Annotated in this window: 17 protein-coding genes and 1 rRNA gene; 8 read left to right on the top strand and 10 right to left on the bottom strand. The window is 37.7% G+C overall.

All coding sequences use genetic code 11. From position 1 onward, the window contains the following. Nucleotides 1-164 precede the first annotated feature (164 nt). From rrf to G529_RS0107900, 5 genes are all read left to right on the top strand, one after another. A 5S ribosomal RNA gene (gene rrf, locus G529_RS0107880) occupies nucleotides 165-274 on the top strand. Between the two features lie 223 nt (nucleotides 275-497). Continuing rightward, the gene (locus G529_RS0107885; RefSeq protein ID WP_026915017.1) at nucleotides 498-1,031 is read left to right on the top strand and encodes a DUF6252 domain-containing protein; all 534 of its coding nucleotides are present in this window, start codon (nucleotides 498-500) and stop codon (nucleotides 1,029-1,031) included. A 6-nt stretch (nucleotides 1,032-1,037) separates the two neighbouring features. Further along, nucleotides 1,038-2,096, top strand: coding sequence for a hypothetical protein (locus G529_RS0107890; RefSeq protein WP_026915018.1), 1,059 nt, complete (start codon nucleotides 1,038-1,040; stop codon nucleotides 2,094-2,096). A 314-nt stretch (nucleotides 2,097-2,410) separates the two neighbouring features. Continuing rightward, nucleotides 2,411-4,177, top strand: coding sequence for a tetratricopeptide repeat-containing sensor histidine kinase (locus tag G529_RS0107895; protein ID WP_084509763.1), 1,767 nt, complete (start codon nucleotides 2,411-2,413; stop codon nucleotides 4,175-4,177). A 113-nt stretch (nucleotides 4,178-4,290) separates the two neighbouring features. Then, nucleotides 4,291-4,944, top strand: a complete 654-nt coding sequence (locus G529_RS0107900) for a response regulator (RefSeq protein ID WP_026915020.1) — start codon at nucleotides 4,291-4,293, stop codon at nucleotides 4,942-4,944. 43 nt (nucleotides 4,945-4,987) lie between these two features. On the opposite strand, the gene G529_RS0107905 is transcribed toward G529_RS0107900, so the two are convergent. The 4 genes from G529_RS0107905 to G529_RS0107920 form a co-directional block, all read right to left on the bottom strand. Beyond that, a complete protein-coding gene (locus G529_RS0107905) occupies nucleotides 4,988-5,395 on the bottom strand; it encodes a DUF4268 domain-containing protein (protein WP_026915021.1) in 408 nt (135 codons plus the stop codon). A 1-nt stretch (nucleotide 5,396) separates the two neighbouring features. Next, nucleotides 5,397-5,762: a ZIP family metal transporter gene (locus G529_RS15640; protein ID WP_211220661.1), complete on the bottom strand. Its 366-nt coding sequence runs from the start codon at nucleotides 5,760-5,762 to the stop codon at nucleotides 5,397-5,399. A gap of 88 nt (nucleotides 5,763-5,850) precedes the next feature. After that, the gene (locus G529_RS0107915; RefSeq protein WP_035695828.1) at nucleotides 5,851-6,240 is read right to left on the bottom strand and encodes a DUF779 domain-containing protein; all 390 of its coding nucleotides are present in this window, start codon (nucleotides 6,238-6,240) and stop codon (nucleotides 5,851-5,853) included. Between the two features lie 4 nt (nucleotides 6,241-6,244). Further along, nucleotides 6,245-7,768 carry an aldehyde dehydrogenase family protein gene (locus G529_RS0107920; RefSeq protein ID WP_026915023.1) on the bottom strand — a complete coding sequence of 508 codons (1,524 nt, stop codon included), beginning with the start codon at nucleotides 7,766-7,768 and terminating at the stop codon, nucleotides 6,245-6,247. A 204-nt stretch (nucleotides 7,769-7,972) separates the two neighbouring features. Between G529_RS0107920 and G529_RS0107925 the strand changes: the two genes are divergently transcribed. Continuing rightward, a complete protein-coding gene (locus tag G529_RS0107925; protein WP_026915024.1) occupies nucleotides 7,973-8,884 on the top strand; it encodes an AraC family transcriptional regulator in 912 nt (303 codons plus the stop codon). 2 nt (nucleotides 8,885-8,886) lie between these two features. Here the strand turns inward: G529_RS0107925 and G529_RS0107930 are convergent, their stop codons facing one another. Then, complete coding sequence (locus G529_RS0107930; protein ID WP_026915025.1) at nucleotides 8,887-9,315, bottom strand: DUF4268 domain-containing protein; 429 nt, start codon at nucleotides 9,313-9,315, stop codon at nucleotides 8,887-8,889. Nucleotide 9,316: 1 nt separating this feature from the next. After that, nucleotides 9,317-10,000 (bottom strand): ZIP family metal transporter, encoded by a 684-nt coding sequence (locus tag G529_RS0107935; RefSeq protein ID WP_026915026.1) that lies wholly within the window; start codon nucleotides 9,998-10,000, stop codon nucleotides 9,317-9,319. A 106-nt stretch (nucleotides 10,001-10,106) separates the two neighbouring features. Here G529_RS0107935 and G529_RS0107940 point away from each other — a divergent pair, with 106 nt between their 5' ends. After that, nucleotides 10,107-11,264 (top strand): THUMP domain-containing class I SAM-dependent RNA methyltransferase, encoded by a 1,158-nt coding sequence (locus G529_RS0107940; RefSeq protein ID WP_026915027.1) that lies wholly within the window; start codon nucleotides 10,107-10,109, stop codon nucleotides 11,262-11,264. A 1-nt stretch (nucleotide 11,265) separates the two neighbouring features. Here the strand turns inward: G529_RS0107940 and G529_RS0107945 are convergent, their stop codons facing one another. Genes G529_RS0107945 through rlmD form a run of 3 tightly spaced genes read right to left on the bottom strand, consistent with a single transcriptional unit; the run spans nucleotide 11,266 to nucleotide 13,929 of the window. Further along, nucleotides 11,266-11,988: a DUF6048 family protein gene (locus G529_RS0107945; protein WP_245566902.1), complete on the bottom strand. Its 723-nt coding sequence runs from the start codon at nucleotides 11,986-11,988 to the stop codon at nucleotides 11,266-11,268. Further along, nucleotides 11,951-12,514, bottom strand: a complete 564-nt coding sequence (locus G529_RS0107950; protein WP_026915029.1) for a DUF6452 family protein — start codon at nucleotides 12,512-12,514, stop codon at nucleotides 11,951-11,953. Before G529_RS0107950 ends, G529_RS0107945 begins: the two co-directional genes overlap by 38 nt. A 5-nt stretch (nucleotides 12,515-12,519) precedes the next feature. Next, a complete protein-coding gene (gene rlmD, locus G529_RS0107955; protein ID WP_026915030.1) occupies nucleotides 12,520-13,929 on the bottom strand; it encodes a 23S rRNA (uracil(1939)-C(5))-methyltransferase RlmD in 1,410 nt (469 codons plus the stop codon). Nucleotides 13,930-14,103: 174 nt separating this feature from the next. On the opposite strand from rlmD, the gene rocD reads away from it, so the two are divergent. After that, nucleotides 14,104-15,387, top strand: coding sequence for an ornithine--oxo-acid transaminase (rocD, locus tag G529_RS0107960; protein ID WP_026915031.1), 1,284 nt, complete (start codon nucleotides 14,104-14,106; stop codon nucleotides 15,385-15,387). Nucleotides 15,388-15,449: 62 nt separating this feature from the next. On the opposite strand, the gene G529_RS0107965 is transcribed toward rocD, so the two are convergent. After that, nucleotides 15,450-15,776, bottom strand: coding sequence for a CCC motif membrane protein (locus G529_RS0107965; protein WP_026915032.1), 327 nt, complete (start codon nucleotides 15,774-15,776; stop codon nucleotides 15,450-15,452). Between the last annotated feature and the right edge of the window lie 3 nt (nucleotides 15,777-15,779).

Raw genomic sequence — 15,779 nt, forward strand, 5'->3', positions numbered from 1 at the left:
TGATGCGCGATGGCTCTGAGGCCGCAAAACCTCAGAGCCGCCAAATGCTTATTTTATAAGAGTAGTACAGGTACTTGTAACTTTTTTGTTTCTTTAATCATGTCAACGATATTAGTTCTAAGCAATTAGAACAGTTTTAAGCTCGAGGCTTATAACTTACCTTTTAAGGTGGCTATAGCAACGGGGCTCACCTCTTCCCATCCCGAACAGAGTAGTTAAGCCCGTTAGCGCAGATGGTACTGCTGTATTGTGGGAGAGTATGTCGCCGCCTTCTTCTTAGAAACCCTTCATCAAACCGATGAAGGGTTTTTTTATGCAATAATGTGAAGTAAACTTAAGTTAGATTCATCCTTCACACTGACTTGTGCCTTTCCAGATTTCTTTCCTCATAATGTACATTAATCCAAATAACTTCAATTTTAGGGCAATTGCCGTATTGAAATGAAACACTCCTCTTCTTAGTTTTATCCTTCAATTATTAACCTAATCTCAATAATATGAATGGATTTAAGTTTTTTAAACAGTGTCTTTTGTCACTGGCACTCTTCAGTTTAACCTTATCAAGTTGTTCTAAAGATGATGATGAGAATGCCTCCGGCGATGGTGGTGGAGAAATGACTGCCAATATTAGTGGCGTTGGTTCTTTCAAATCCTTTCCGGCATCATCCAACGCTGTAAAACAAACTATTGCCTCCACAAGCACAATGCTGGTAGTGCAGGGTACTAATTCCGATGGTCATGGCATTACCATGACAATTATGGGATATACTGGCGAGGGAACCTATGATTTTACTTTTGGATCTGTTAATTCAAGTTCGGCGATTTACACTAAAACTGATGTGAACAATCCTATGGATACTCAAAGCTGGTCTTCCCAGTATATGACTGGGTCCACTGGAACTATTACTATTTCAGAAGAAACAGATCAAGGTGTTGAAGGAACCTTCAGCTTTAAAGGCAAAAACGGAAATGACGACAGTATAAAAACAATTTCTGAAGGTAAATTCAACGTTAACTTTTTTTCCAATTAAAGAATTATGAAAAGGATCATCGTATTATTTATTATTGCAGTCTTTGCAACCAATACAATTCACGCTCAAAGTCTAGGTGATTATAAACCCTGGATTACTAAATATGGGACTAAAAATTTTAAGGATGCCAATCAAAAGGTTTATATAAGTGAATTCAATATTCATTATCAAATCTTTAATGAAGTAATAGATTTCAAACAAGGTGGAAAGATGTTCCATACTGGTGTGAAAGGAGATGCTACTGCGGAACTTGCTGTGGGTCTAGGAGGTGTTAGTGAGGAAGCGCTGATAGCCACTACAGATAAGTTATACCAGGAATTTACTGAGTTACTACAATCAAATGGATTTACTATACTATCTTCTGCAGATGCTGCGAATATCGAAGCCTATGCCGGCTGGGCTAAATCTACTGGAGGGGAAGTAAGAAAGTCTACTATCCCGGGAATCGTCACTGTTAGTCCTACTGGATATGACTACTATTACAAAGTGAATAATAAGGGAGAAGAGAAGAAAAAAAGCAAATTTGCCGCCTCCATGGGAAATATGAATGACAAAAATGTCTCAAAAGAACTTAATGATGCTATTGTAGCCAATGTAAATCTATATGTGATTTTTGCCGATTATGGTAGTGGTTTTGCTCCTGGTGGAGCCAAGGTTAAAATTAAACCAGATTTGAGATTGACAGATATTTATACTGTAGCGAATAAGAAAACCAAGGGTTTTAGGTTCAAAGGTTCACAAACTACAGATAATGTGAATAGTAAGATCACTTTCTTTTCAGGTAAGATGGGAATGAATGCCAAGGCTAACTTTATTGGAGCACTTAAAAAGCCGATAGAAATTGATGGCGTAGTAAGTGAAGATAAATTAGTGACATCTGCCTTTGGAGATGTTGACATGGTTGGTACTTCGAACGCTTATTATAAAATCTATAGTGCCGAATCTAAAAACGTAAGTGATCTAAAGACTCTGGAGGTGGATGGTGCTAAATATGCAAATGGAAGCTATATGGCCTGTAAAAAGATGCTGCTTGACCAAACCAATACTTTCCTCTCAAGCTTTTAACCTTTGAGTTTATTCAAACAGGGCCGATTTCTTCTATCGGCCTTTTTATTTTTTACAGCTATGCCAGTGATAATCATATTATGCTTTCTTCTCCTGTTAGCGATCGCCTCTGAGTTAAAAAAAAATAGAATATCCCGGCAGGCATGCAACACAGATATTAGTAACCTTCAATCACGAATTTTGTATCTGGAAGCACTGAAAAATCGTAGGGAAAACTGCCTGAGGCAGTATAATTTACTGAAATTCAATATTTCAGCTGTAATTAATTGTTTGAATAGTTTAAATTAGTAATCAACTAACCAATCAATTTTCTTATGAAGCAACGATTACTGCTCGTAATTTTTGTTTATACCTTAAACACGATGTTCGCTCAACAACATGCGAAAATAGATTCTCTTAATTCCCTTACTCTCCAAAATTCAGCAATTTCCTCAGATTCTTTGTTAAAAATTTTTCAGCTCAATCTTGAGAATTCCAAGGTACTGGAATACGATAGTGGTATTGCAGGTTCTTACTGGCAGCTTTCAACCTTACATGCATACAAAGGCGATCTTGATATTTCTATAGACTATATGCTGAAGTCAATCAAAGTTTACGAAAAGATTGGTGATATGGAAAAATTGGCAGATGGTTACGGGGAGCTGGGATACCGCATGAAAAGGGAAGATCTGGATAAGGCCCAGGAATACATGTTGAAGGGTAAAAGGATTGCAGAAGAGCACAATTATGAAATGGTAATGAGCCGTATTTATAACAATTATGGTGTTATTAAAGAAATGAAGGGGCAGTTGGATAGTGCTGAATTTTATTACAGAAAAGGTCTTAAAACAGTTCTTAAAATAGATTATAAAATCGGTATTCCTTATAGTTATAGCAGTCTGGCGGGAATTCTGGCGCAGCGAGGTGCATATGACAGTGCAAGATATTATTTTGAACAGTCTAGATCATTACGTATCGATATTCAAGATCGTAAAGGAATTGCTGAAAATTATACCCAGATTGGAGAGGTGTATCTCGAAGAGGGCAATCCGTCTTCAGCTATCAAAAGCTTTCGTCGGGCAATTCCATTAGCACTGGAAGAAAATTATAATTTCCTGGCTCAGTATACCTATCAGAAAATGTCTGAAGCATTTAAATTCAGGAATAATATGGATTCTGCATTATTTTATCTTGAAAAGTATAATGTCTTTAAGGATAGTATCAATTCCATTGACGTGAAGGAGAAGATTGCGGAATTGAATGTGGAGTTTGAAACGGAGCAGAAAGAAAATGAAATTTTAGCACAACGGGCGAAGCTGGCCGAAAATGAACTTCAGCTTCAGAAAAGAAATTTTATCATCGCTGGAATTTTAATTCTTACAGCACTTTTAGCCGTACTGGCTTATCTGGTTATTAAAAGACAAAAATCAGAAAAAATTAGGTTGAAAAAAGAAGGTGAACTACAAGTAGCGATCGCCGAGCTGGATACACGTAATAAACTAGAGAATCAACGTCTAAGGATAAGCCGCGATTTGCATGACAATATAGGCTCACAGCTAACATTCATCATCTCAAGCCTGGACAACCTGAAGTACAGACTTAAGGATTCTGACGCAATCATACTACAAAAAATCGATCAAATTTCTACATTTACTTCCACCACCATCAATGAATTGCGGGATACCATCTGGGCAATGAACAAAGAAACTATTAACAGAAATGAATTGCAGGATCGATTGAAAGACTTGATCTATCAAGCCAAACAGTCCAGTGAAATGATTGATTTCGAACTAAACTTTGATCCTGGTCTATCGAAGATCGAATACTCAGCACTAGATGCCATAAACATGTATCGTATAATCCAGGAATCCATAAACAATGCGATTAAGTATTCAGAGGCATCGACAATTAGTGTAGAGGAGATCTTAAATGATTCTCGTATTGAATTTGTCATAAAAGATAATGGAATTGGTTTTGATCCTGAGGACACTGGAAAAGGCTTCGGATTGCTTAATATGCAGAAACGGGCAAAGGAGAGTAACATTGATCTGGAGATCTGGTCACGACCAGGGAAGGGAACACGAGTTACTCTCCAAAAATAGGTAGATTGACGTATTGTAAATAAACAGAAGTCCTGCTAGATTTAGATATCCAATTATTGGGGATTTGGATACACCTAATTCCGCAGGTACTAATAACCTGCGGAATTTTTCGAATGAAGAATATCAACTTAGCCATATTAGACGACAATATTTTTCTCATAAAAGCTCTTGAAGAGAAGATATCATTCTTTGATGATTTACATCACAAATTTTCCTTTACTAAAGGCCAGGATTTGCTGGAAAAATTAGATGAAAACTCCAACCTGGACTTAATTCTTATGGATATAGAAATGCCAGGATTAAATGGCATTGATTGTACGATGCTGCTCAAACAAAAATTTCCTCATATAAAGGTTTTAATTCTCACAGTATTTAATAATGACGAATATATTTTTAATGCTATAAAAGCAGGAGCAGATGGATATTTCTTAAAGGATACGAAACCAGAAGATCTTTATAAGGGAATCATAGAAACTATCGAAGGTGGTGCTGGCATGACCCCTGCCATAGCAAAAAGAACTTTACATCTACTAAGAAATCCTCAGGCGATTAAAAATAAAAAACTTCAGGAAAAGGTTTCTTTGTCTAAACGGGAAATCGAAGTTCTGGAATATTTAGCAACTGGTTTGAGTACAACGGTCATTGCTGATAGGCTGTTTCTTTCATCAAACACTGTTCGAAAGCATGTAGAAAATATCTATAAAAAACTTCAGGTACATTCCAAGATTGAGGCAGTAGATGTTGCCAGGAAATATAACATTATATAATTACTAGGATCTACAGGGTACAGCAGTCCTTTATAGAAATGAATTAATTTTTTAAAAAGTCTTCAAAATCTCCAAAAAACTCAGCCAAAAATTCTTTTACCTCTGGCCAGTCTTTCTGGCGATGTATATTGACTCCTTCTTTTTCTACAAAAATTCTTGAGATCATTTTACCTTCCGGTAATTCGTATTCTTTTTCATACTGAATATTGGGAAGATAAGATTCGTTAAGAACCGTTTTTAATGATTCTAATTTTTCGAAGTAGTAACTTCTGATAAATTCATCCTGGTCGATGATGTCAAGCGATACCATGGCAAATTTTCGTGTAAAGGAAAATTTTAATTGAATCTCCTTTATTTTGGTATTGTACAAAAGCCATTTATGAGGAAACTCTTTACCGAAGCTGGTCCAGAATTCCTGTCTGATCTTTTTTGATTCTTCGTGTGAAAACATATCAGATAAAATAAGCAAGTAAAATCCCTAATATTATAACTCCCAGTTTAGAAGCATTGAAGGAATGATTTTTAGAGGATTCAAATAGTATCGTAGTAGATACATGAAGAAAAATACCAATAACTACTCCGTTGATCTCATCTGCATGTTGGCCAATTTCAGGAATATTGTTTTCGAGCCAGTTTCCAAGGGGCGTCATGGCAGCGAATAAAGCCAGGAATATAAAAACCCTTGGTTTGCTGAGTTTACTCTGTACCAGGAAAACTGAAAGAATTGCTGCAACGGGTATTTTGTGGATTACAACGCCATGCAAAAGGTGTTTTTCATGATCCATAGGAAAACCTTCAAGCAAAGAATGTACACTCAACTATAAGATAATAAACGGTCAGATTAAGTTTTATGTCCAAAAAAACAGCCACCATAAATGGTGGCTGTTTAAGTCTAAACAATTAGAACTAGTCATTCTGAATAAAATCTTCTCCGAATTTAATCTCACGTAGATTTGATATTTCCTCCTCTCTGAACATTCTGGATTTAATAATAAACCTCAAACCAAGTGGTATTTCCAGCGAAAAACTTGATCCTCTGCCTTTTGTTACATCAACTGTAAGATGAGTATGTTTCCAGTATTCAAACTGATCCTTGCTCATAAAGAATTCGCATCCATGCACGGTTCCAAGCCAGACATCATTTTCATTGAGAAGGAGATCCCCTTTTTCCAGACACATGGGAGAGGAGCCATCACAACATCCTCCACTTTGATGAAACATTAAATCTCCGTGACGTTCTTTCAATTTGTCAATCACATCAATCGCTTCTTCCGTTATATCTACACGATTTATCATATGACTAGAAAAACCCCATTGCTTTTTTATCGTAGGATATCAGCATATTTTTAGTCTGTCTATAGTGATTAAGCATCATCCTATGGTTTTCTCTACCTATACCAGATTTTTTATAGCCTCCAAATGGAGCATGAGCAGGGTAATTATGATAGTTATTAACCCAAACTCGACCAGCTTGAATTGCTCTTGAAATTTGATATGCCTGGTGCATATCCCTTGTCCATACACCTGCGCCTAAACCATATAATGTATCATTAGAAATTTCTATAGCTTCAGCTTCATCCTTAAAAGTTGTAACACAAAGAACAGGTCCAAAGATCTCTTCCTGGAAAACCCTCATCTTGTTATTTCCTTTAAGTATAGTTGGCTGTACATAATATCCACCATCCAATCCTTCGTTGTAGGCAGCTTCGCCACCTGTAAGTACCTCACATCCCTCTTCTTTTCCAATTTTGATGTAGTTCAGAATTTTTTCATATTGATCGTTGGAGGCTTGTGCTCCCATCATAGTTTCTGGATCTAACGGGTGACCTAATTTAATTGCTTTCGTACGTTCGATAACTCTCTCAATAAATTTGTCATAGATGCTTTCCTGAACCAGCAACCTTGATGGGCAGGTACAAACTTCACCCTGATTCAGCGCAAACATTACAGCTCCTTCTATACATTTATCGAAAAAATCATCGTCTGCTTCCATAATGCTTTCGAAAAATACATTTGGTGATTTCCCTCCTAATTCGAGGGTTACAGGCGTAATATTCTTTGAGGCATATTGCATGATTAGTTGACCGGTCGTTGTTTCACCAGTAAATGCAACTTTATCAATTCTTGGACTTGAAGCCAGTGGTTTTCCTGCTTCAGCACCGAATCCATTTATTATATTTAGCACACCAGCTGGTAGAATATCCTGGATCAATTCCATCCAAATCATAATTCCAACTGGTGTTTGTTCCGCAGGTTTTAATACCACACAATTACCAGCAGCCAAGGCAGGTGCTAGTTTCCATGCAGCCATTAGGATAGGGAAATTCCATGGGATTATCTGTCCAACTACACCCAATGGCTCTGTAACATTCACACATACGGTATTAGAATCCAGTTCCGCAACCGATCCTTCTTCAGCACGAATAACTCCTGCGAAATATCTAAAATGATCCACTGCAAGAGGAAGATCTGCTGCAAGAGTCTCCCGAACTGCTTTACCATTATCCCAGGTTTCTGCTCTGGCGAGATCTTCAAGATTGTTTTCCATTACATCTGCTATTTTCAGTAATAGGTTACTTCTATAAGCGGCTGAAGATTTATTCCATTCTTTTGCGGCTTCCCAAGCAGCATCTATTGCTTTATTAACATCATCTTCTGTGGATCTTGCAACTTTTGTGAAGCTATTCCCGTCGACTGGTGAAATACTTTCAAAGTATTCACCTTTTACGGGAGCAGTCCATTTCCCTCCAATAAAGTTATCGTAAGTGTCTTTAAATTCTGGTTTTTGAATTCCTTTCTTTTCTGTGGTTTGTGTTGTGCTCATGATCTGAATTTTAAGGTTATAAGAAACTAGCAAACGACCAAATTCGTTGCTTCTCAAAGTTATACAGTTCTTATATTAAATCCCTGAACTATTCTATCGATATATTGAACTATCCTTTAAAAACTGATATATCTTTAAAAAAACCTGCACAAATTTGTATATTTAATACATTATCCTACGATACAATATCAATAGTTAATTTATATGCAGTTGTCTAATAAGTTTTACGGGAATCGTAAATTGCAAAGCCTTGTAGAAAATCAAACCTCTTATACACTCAATAATGCCGCTTTACATATTTTCGAGACACATGCCCAAGCTGAGAAGGTAATTCTTGAGTTCGATCAACCGGTTCTCGCCAGTATGCTAAAAGGTAAGAAGATAATGCATTTAAGAGAAAGGCAAGCTTTTGATTTTCTACCTGGGGAATCTCTTATCCTACCGTCAAAGGAAGTTATGTGTATAGATTTTCCGGAAGCAAGGTCTAATAAGCCTACACAATGTCTCGCCATGGCTATTTCTGAAGAAAAGATAAAAAGTGTGCTTGACAAAATGAACGATCAAATGCCCAAAGCTGATGGTCTGGAATGGAGTCTTATGGATTATAATTTTCATTTCACAAACGACCTTGGAATCTACCAGATCTTACAAAGATTGATGTTCCTGTTTACTGAAGAGCGTCCTTCCAAAGATCTTTTTGTTGATAACATGCTGGAAGAGCTCATTATTAGAATTCTGCAAACCAATTCCAGGAAAATCTATACTGAAAAAAGTTTTGGTTTAGTAACCAGTAAGCGGTTGGCGTATGTGGTAGAATTTATCAGGTCTAATTTGAGCTCTAATATTTCTATAAGTGAATTGAGCAGGAAGGCTTGTATGAGTGAATCTAATTTCTATCGTGTGTTTAAAAATGAATTAGGAGTTTCACCTATTGATTTTATAAATAATGAGAGAATTAAACTTGCGGTAAGCCTTCTACAAGACAAGAGGAGAAGTATTAAGGAAATTTACCAAGAGTGTGGTTTCGAGAGCCGCTCCTATTTTAACCGGGTCTTTAAATCTAGAAAAAAGATGGCACCTGGCGATTATCAATCCAGGATTCAATTGGATGCTTAGAATTAACTTTTGATATAATCATTGAAATCTCCAAAAAACTCCTCCATCTTCAGCATATTTTCAGCCAAAAATTCTTTTACCTCTGGCCAGTCTTTCTGGCGATGTATATTAACTCCATCTTTTTCCACAAAAATTCTTGAGATTACTTTACCTTCCGGTAATTCGTATTCTTTTTCATACTGAATATTGGGAAGATATGATTCCTTTAAAACCGTTTTTAGCGATTCTAATTTTTCGAAGTAGTAACTTCTGATAAATTCGTCCTGGTCAACAATATCAAACGATACCATGGCAAATTTCCGGGTAAAGGAAAATTTTAATTGGATCTCCTTCATTTTGGTATTATACAAAAGCCACTTATGCGGAAATTCTTTCCCAAAGCTGGTCCAGAATTGCTGTCTTATCTTTTTTGATTCTTCGTGAGAAAACATATCAGATAAAATAAGCGAGTAATATTCCAAGGATAATGACCCCTAGTTTGGAGGCATTAAATGAATGATTTTTTGAAGATTCAAACAGGATCGTGGTAGATACATGTAGAAAAATCCCAATAACTACTCCGTTGATCTCATCTGAATACCTGGCAATTTCAGGAATATGATTTTTGAGCCAGTTTCCTAGTGGCGTCATGGCAGCAAATAAAGTTAGGAAAAGGAAGACCTTTGGTTTACTGAGTTTGCTCTGCACCAGGAATACTGAAAGAATTGCAGCTACAGGTATTTTGTGAATTACCACACCATGCAAAAGATGGTTATCGTGATCCATTGGAAAGCCTTCAAGCAGCGAATGTATGCTTAAACTGATAAGGAGTGTAATTGGAAATGCAGCAGAATTTTTGTTATGATGCATGTGACCATGTTCGGCGCCTTTGGATAGAAATTCCAGCACGATCTGCAATAAAAGTCCCAGCATGATAAAAACACCAATATTTTTATTGGGAGAGCTATAAACTTCCGGAAGCAATTCCAGTACAGTAACCGATAAGAGATAGGCTCCACTAAAAGCCAGCAACAATTTAAAGCCCGAAGAACTTCCTGGTTTTAAAAATACTGAAATAATATATCCAGCGAGAACAGCCAGGACGGGCAACAGGTAAATATATAAGCTATCTGGCAATTTGAATGCAATTAAGACAGGAGAGGATCTTTCAATCGAAGTATCCTGTAAATATTATCGTTTGGGGCAAAATTACTTTATTTTTGTGGTTCTTTAAAGCAGTACTATGGATAACTACAGAATGATCGCCAAGACTTTATTTGGCTTCGAATCGATATTGGCAAAAGAACTTTTAGACCTCGGTGCGATGGATATCAAAGAGGGTAACCGAATGGTTAGTTTTGTAGGCGATAAGGGTTTTATGTATAAAGCTAATCTGTGTTTACGTACCGCTATTAAAATTCTGAAGCCTTACGAAAGTTTTAAGGCAAATTCTGAACAGGAGCTATACGATAATATCAAAAAATTGCCCTGGGAGAAATTTATTGATGTGGAAGGTAGCCTGGCTATAGACTCTGCGGTTCATTCTGATATTTTTACTCATTCTCAATACGTGGCATTAAAATCCAAGGATGCAATTGTAGACCGTTTTCGGGAGAAATTTGGCAAAAGGCCTGATGTAGATCTTGATTTTCCAGATCTGCGAATTAATATTCATATCGAGAATAATTTTTGTAACGTATCCTTCGATAGTTCTGGCGATAGCCTTCACAAGAGAGGTTATAGAACTGCAACGAATATCGCACCCATAAATGAAGTACTGGCCGCGGGTATGTTGTTGATGTCTGGATGGGATGGACAATGTGACTTTTTAGATCCTATGTGCGGTAGCGGAACCATTCCAATTGAAGCGGCGATGATTGCGTGCAACATTCCTCCAAACTTGAACAGGAAAGAATTTGCTTTCGAAAAATGGAATGACTGGGATGAAGATCTTTATGAAAAGATAGAAACTTCAGCCTTAAAGAAAGTACGTGATTTTCACTTCAAGATCAGAGGTTATGACAAGGCCCCTTCCGCAGTAATGAAAGCCAAGGATAACGTGACGAATGCGAATCTAGGCGATTTTATTGAAATTGAACAGAAGAGTTTTTTTGATAGCGTAAAACAGAATGAGGGCTATCTGCATATGCTATTTAATCCGCCTTACGGTGAGCGACTTGAGATCGATATTGAAGATTTCTACGGAAAAATAGGGGATACCCTAAAACAGGGATATCCCGGAACCCATGCCTGGTTTATCGCTACCAATTTCGAGGCAATAAAAAATGTTGGGTTAAGAGCCTCCAGGAAAATAAAATTATATAACGGACCCCTCGAAGGAAGACTTCTGAAGTATGTGCTTTACGAAGGATCAAAAAAGAAGAGCAAACAAAGAGATTAAATCAATTTCTTGCTTTTCTATAGAAAGGAATCATGTAGCTGATTGAGTAACCGAAGCCTGCGCCAAATTCACTGGCATCATAAGTTCTTCCGAAACCGGGGATGGCAAGATTGTCCAGGTTATTTGGTTCGCTCTGGCTAATTCTTCTTTTAAGCTGTACGTTGGCAGATAAGTAAAGATTATTAACGATCTCCACTTTGATGCCTACCATAACTTCTGCCCAGCTTGCCGTAAGTCCTGTAAATTCAATTTCTTCAGTATTCGTATTTACTCCATAATAATCTGTCGAAGTATATACCGTATACTCCTCGAGGGTTTGTGAGAATGTTGCGAATCCATACCGTATACCTACAAAGATGACATTTTGCATGTCCAGCCAGTTTTCGTAAGCATTATAGTCTCCACCCAACTTTATATAACTTCCATTGGACAAAGTTTGAATATTATCCCCTTCAAAAGTGATCCTCTCATTACCAAGCTCTGCAGCAGCGTAGAAATTTTTATAAAAACGATAGTCTCCTACCAATTCAATTCCGCTATAATTATCATCAAAGATACTTCTGATAGGTTTACTGATATCCACCCCAACCCGTATACCGTACTTCTCATTATAGTTTAAAGTATCCTTTGTGCTGGATTGTTCCTGGGCACCAGCCAGGAATGAGAAACTAAGCAGAATAATGAAACTAGAAAAATATCGAAACATGGGCATTATTTTGATCATCAATATTAGTTTCCAGAATTTGTATGTTTTGTATCCAGCTATCGTCTTCACCGGCGTCCAAATTTACCTTCAGTCCAATATAATTTGCTTTGTAGCCGCAGGCGCGATTTAGATATTCTTCCTCTACAGTATAGGAAAATCGTAATATATCTGTGTTCTGCGGATTTTCCTCGTCTTCTTCATCAGGTTCTTCCCCCTCTTCAGGAATTTCTGCGGTATTTAAAATAAATTCAAGATTGGTTTCACCAGCATTGGTACGTAAAGGTATTGCGATACTATCCTGTGAATATCTAAAGTAGGTAATGGTACTGCTATTGCTTCGAATACTTACAAAAGTAGTATCATCTCCAACCTCACGAATGCTCAGGTTTTGTGGTGCCTTCTCCAGCTGTTGATCATCAATGTCGTAGAATCGGAGGATCAGGAAGGGAGTGATATCTGCCGATTCCGGACAAATATCGTCTCTCTGGCATCCTAGTAGAAAAATCGAGCTGAGTAATCCAAAAAGTAAGAACCTGGTCTTCATGCTATTTATCGTTTTTCCAGAAGGACTACGTTTTCCACATGATGAGTTTGCGGGAACATATCCACAGCTCTTGTTTTGGTGACCTTATAATATTCATCCATTAAAGAAAGATCTCTGGCCTGTGTTGCCGAATTACAGCTAACATACACAATTTTTTCAGGCATAATCCCTAGTATCTGAGCGATCACATCTTTATGCATCCCGTCCCGAGGTGGATCTGTAATAATCACATCTGGTTTACCAAGCTGTGCGATAAAGCTTTCAGTAAAAACCTTTCGCATATCTCCCACATAGAACTCTGTATTTTCAATATTGTTGCGTTCAGCATTTTCCTTTGCATCTTTTATGGCTTCCGGAACGGCTTCTACACCAATGACCTTTTTCGCATTTTTAGCGACAAACTGGGCAATGGTACCGGTCCCTGTATAAAGGTCGTAAACAAGTTCATCACCTTTAAGATCTGCATACTCCCTGGTAATTTTGTATAAATTATAGGCCTGCTCAGAATTGGTCTGATAAAAAGATTTAGCGTTGATCTTGAATTTAAGACCTTCCATTTCCTCGAATATATGGTCACGACCTTTAAAACAGATAACTTCCTGATCGTAGATCGTATCATTTCCTTTGTTATTGATCACATATTGTAATGAAGTGATCTCAGGAAATTCTGTACTAATCGCATTCAGAAGTAATTCTCTCTTTTCCTTATCTTCAGAATAGAATTGAATCAAAACCATGATCTCACCTGTAGAAGAGGTCCTGATCATGAGGGTTCGCAACAAGCCTTCCTGGTTTCTTGTATTAAAAAAAGTAATATCATTTTTAGTGGCAAATTTCTTTGTGAAATTTCGGATGGCGTTGCTTGGATCTGCCTGCAGGTGACACTTTTTAATATCGAGGATTTTATCCCACATTCCCGGAATATGAAATCCAAGAGCATTACGATCTTCAATATTTTCACCGCTTTGAATTTCATCTATGGTAAGCCATCTACTGTCGCTGAAGGAGAACTCCATTTTATTACGATAAAAATAGATCTCTTCGCTCCCAAGAATTGGAGTGACTTCAGGCAATTCGATTTTCCCCAGCCGCTGTAGATTATTAATTACCTCATTCTCTTTATATTCAAGCTGAAACTTATATTCCATATTCTGCCATTTGCAACCACCACAGGTTCCAAAGTGCTGACATACAGGTTCCGTTCTTTTTTCTGAAAGTTTATGAAATTCTACTGCAGTTCCCTGGTAATAGGATTTTCTTTTTCGGGTGGTTTGAATATCTGCGACATCACCTGGTACTGCATTGTCTATAAAGATCACTCTGCCGTCTGGCGATTTGCCAATAGCCTTGCCTTTGGCTCCGGCGTCTACCACTTCTACTTCAGTAAATAACTTGTTTTTGTTTCTTCTTGCCATAGCGCAAAAATAGGATAATTAACAAGATTTAAAGAGAGGCCAGTTGAAATTTTCAGCAAACATTTAGTAATTTGCAACAATTGAAATTTACCGGATGATTTCTCTCCAAATGCCGCCAATACCTGCGGAAAAGTAGGAATAACCAAACACTAATTCAAAAAATTAAGAACTAACATGCCATTACCTAAAGTCAATTCTTCAGCTGAAGCGATACAACTTGAAGATCAACATGGAGCCCATAATTATCACCCGCTACCTGCAGTTTTGAGCAAGGGAGAAGGTGTACATGTCTGGGATGTTGAAGGCAAAAAATATTATGATTTTCTATCGGCTTATTCCGCAGTAAATCAGGGGCATTGTCACCCAAAGATCGTTGGGGCGATGTATGAACAGGCCTCTAAACTTGCCCTTACATCAAGAGCATTTCACAATGATGTATTGGGAGCTTACGAGAAGTACGCTACAGAATATTTTGGTTTTGACAAGATCCTGCCAATGAATACAGGTGCAGAAGCAGTGGAAACGGCTATTAAGATCGCTCGTAAATGGGCCTATGAGAAAAAAGGGGTAAAGGAGACAGAAGCCCAGATCATTGTTGCTGAAAATAATTTCCACGGAAGAACCACCACGATTATTTCATTTTCGAATGATGAGGGAGCCCGTAAGAATTTTGGTCCTTATACTCCAGGTTTCATCAAAATTAATTACGATGATGTTGATGCCCTGGAAGAAGCCATTGAAAAAAATCCTAATATTGCTGGATTTCTTGTCGAGCCAATTCAGGGTGAAGCAGGTGTTTATACACCAACAGATGACTACATGAGAAGAGTGAAAGAGATCTGTAATAAGCATAATGTCTTATTTATGGCAGATGAGATACAAACAGGGATTGCCAGAACTGGTGGTCTTTTGGCTGTTTGTGGACATTGTACTTGTGAAAACCACTGTGAAAGACAGGAGGAAACTTATAGTAAACCAGATATTCTCATCTTAGGTAAGGCGCTTTCCGGAGGAAACTACCCGGTATCTGCAGTACTTGCAGACGATGAAGTGATGGAAGTTATCAAACCAGGACAGCATGGTTCTACCTTTGGAGGAAACCCGGTAGCTGCTGCTGTGGCTGTCGCAGCTTTGGATGTGGTTAAGGATGAGAATCTTATTCAGAACGCGAGAAAGCTAGGTAATTTGTTTAGACAACTGCTGGATGATTATATCAAGGAAAGCAATATTGTGGAACTTGTAAGAGGACGTGGATTGTTAAACGCGATCGTGATAAATGACTCACCTGAAAGTACCACTGCCTGGGATATTTGTATGGCGCTTAAAGAAAATGGTTTACTGGCTAAACCAACGCATGGAAATATTATTCGGTTCGCTCCACCATTGGTGATGAATGAAGAACAATTGCGAGACTGCGTCAATATTATTATTACTACCCTCAAGCAATTCGAGAAGTAATTGCTTTACAACAAAAAAAACCCGCTAATTGGCGGGTTTTTTTATTTATGTTAGGCATGGCACTACCCGCCGTATTCTCTTAAGATCTCTCTTTGCATTTCTTCAACACCTTCCATTCCTCCAAATGCGATAAGGCTTACAATCGTAATTAGAATAGAAATTCCACTTAGCACTAGACCTATAATCGCCAGGATTCTCCCGGTTTTCACATTGTTATAACCAGTGTATAAGTGAGGATCTGTATTGTAAATTTCCATAGCGCGTTTGGCCATTACTAAAGCGATGATCCCGAAAATGATTCCGGCAATTCCATAGCAGCAACAGCCTACGATAGATAAAATTCCGAATACGAGGATTAGGGTTGAATTTGGTAATTCTCTTTGTTCCATTGG

The organism is Christiangramia portivictoriae DSM 23547 (genome assembly GCF_000423045.1).
Lineage (GTDB): Bacteria > Bacteroidota > Bacteroidia > Flavobacteriales > Flavobacteriaceae > Christiangramia > Christiangramia portivictoriae.

Excerpts from the sequence above, each read along its gene's own strand:
- G529_RS0107885 (WP_026915017.1), top strand. The coding sequence starts at position 498 with ATGAATGGATTTAAGTTTTTTAAACAGTGTCTTTTGTCACTGGCACTC.
- G529_RS0107890 (WP_026915018.1), top strand. The coding sequence starts at position 1,038 with ATGAAAAGGATCATCGTATTATTTATTATTGCAGTCTTTGCAACCAAT.
- G529_RS0107895 (WP_084509763.1), top strand. The coding sequence starts at position 2,411 with ATGAAGCAACGATTACTGCTCGTAATTTTTGTTTATACCTTAAACACG.
- G529_RS0107900 (WP_026915020.1), top strand. The coding sequence starts at position 4,291 with ATGAAGAATATCAACTTAGCCATATTAGACGACAATATTTTTCTCATA.
- G529_RS0107905 (WP_026915021.1), bottom strand. The coding sequence starts at position 5,395 with ATGTTTTCACACGAAGAATCAAAAAAGATCAGACAGGAATTCTGGACC.
- G529_RS0107915 (WP_035695828.1), bottom strand. The coding sequence starts at position 6,240 with ATGATAAATCGTGTAGATATAACGGAAGAAGCGATTGATGTGATTGAC.
- G529_RS0107920 (WP_026915023.1), bottom strand. The coding sequence starts at position 7,768 with ATGAGCACAACACAAACCACAGAAAAGAAAGGAATTCAAAAACCAGAA.
- G529_RS0107925 (WP_026915024.1), top strand. The coding sequence starts at position 7,973 with ATGCAGTTGTCTAATAAGTTTTACGGGAATCGTAAATTGCAAAGCCTT.
- G529_RS0107930 (WP_026915025.1), bottom strand. The coding sequence starts at position 9,315 with ATGTTTTCTCACGAAGAATCAAAAAAGATAAGACAGCAATTCTGGACC.
- G529_RS0107940 (WP_026915027.1), top strand. The coding sequence starts at position 10,107 with ATGGATAACTACAGAATGATCGCCAAGACTTTATTTGGCTTCGAATCG.
- G529_RS0107945 (WP_245566902.1), bottom strand. The coding sequence starts at position 11,988 with ATGATCAAAATAATGCCCATGTTTCGATATTTTTCTAGTTTCATTATT.
- G529_RS0107950 (WP_026915029.1), bottom strand. The coding sequence starts at position 12,514 with ATGAAGACCAGGTTCTTACTTTTTGGATTACTCAGCTCGATTTTTCTA.
- rlmD (WP_026915030.1), bottom strand. The coding sequence starts at position 13,929 with ATGGCAAGAAGAAACAAAAACAAGTTATTTACTGAAGTAGAAGTGGTA.
- rocD (WP_026915031.1), top strand. The coding sequence starts at position 14,104 with ATGCCATTACCTAAAGTCAATTCTTCAGCTGAAGCGATACAACTTGAA.
- G529_RS0107965 (WP_026915032.1), bottom strand. The coding sequence starts at position 15,776 with ATGGAACAAAGAGAATTACCAAATTCAACCCTAATCCTCGTATTCGGA.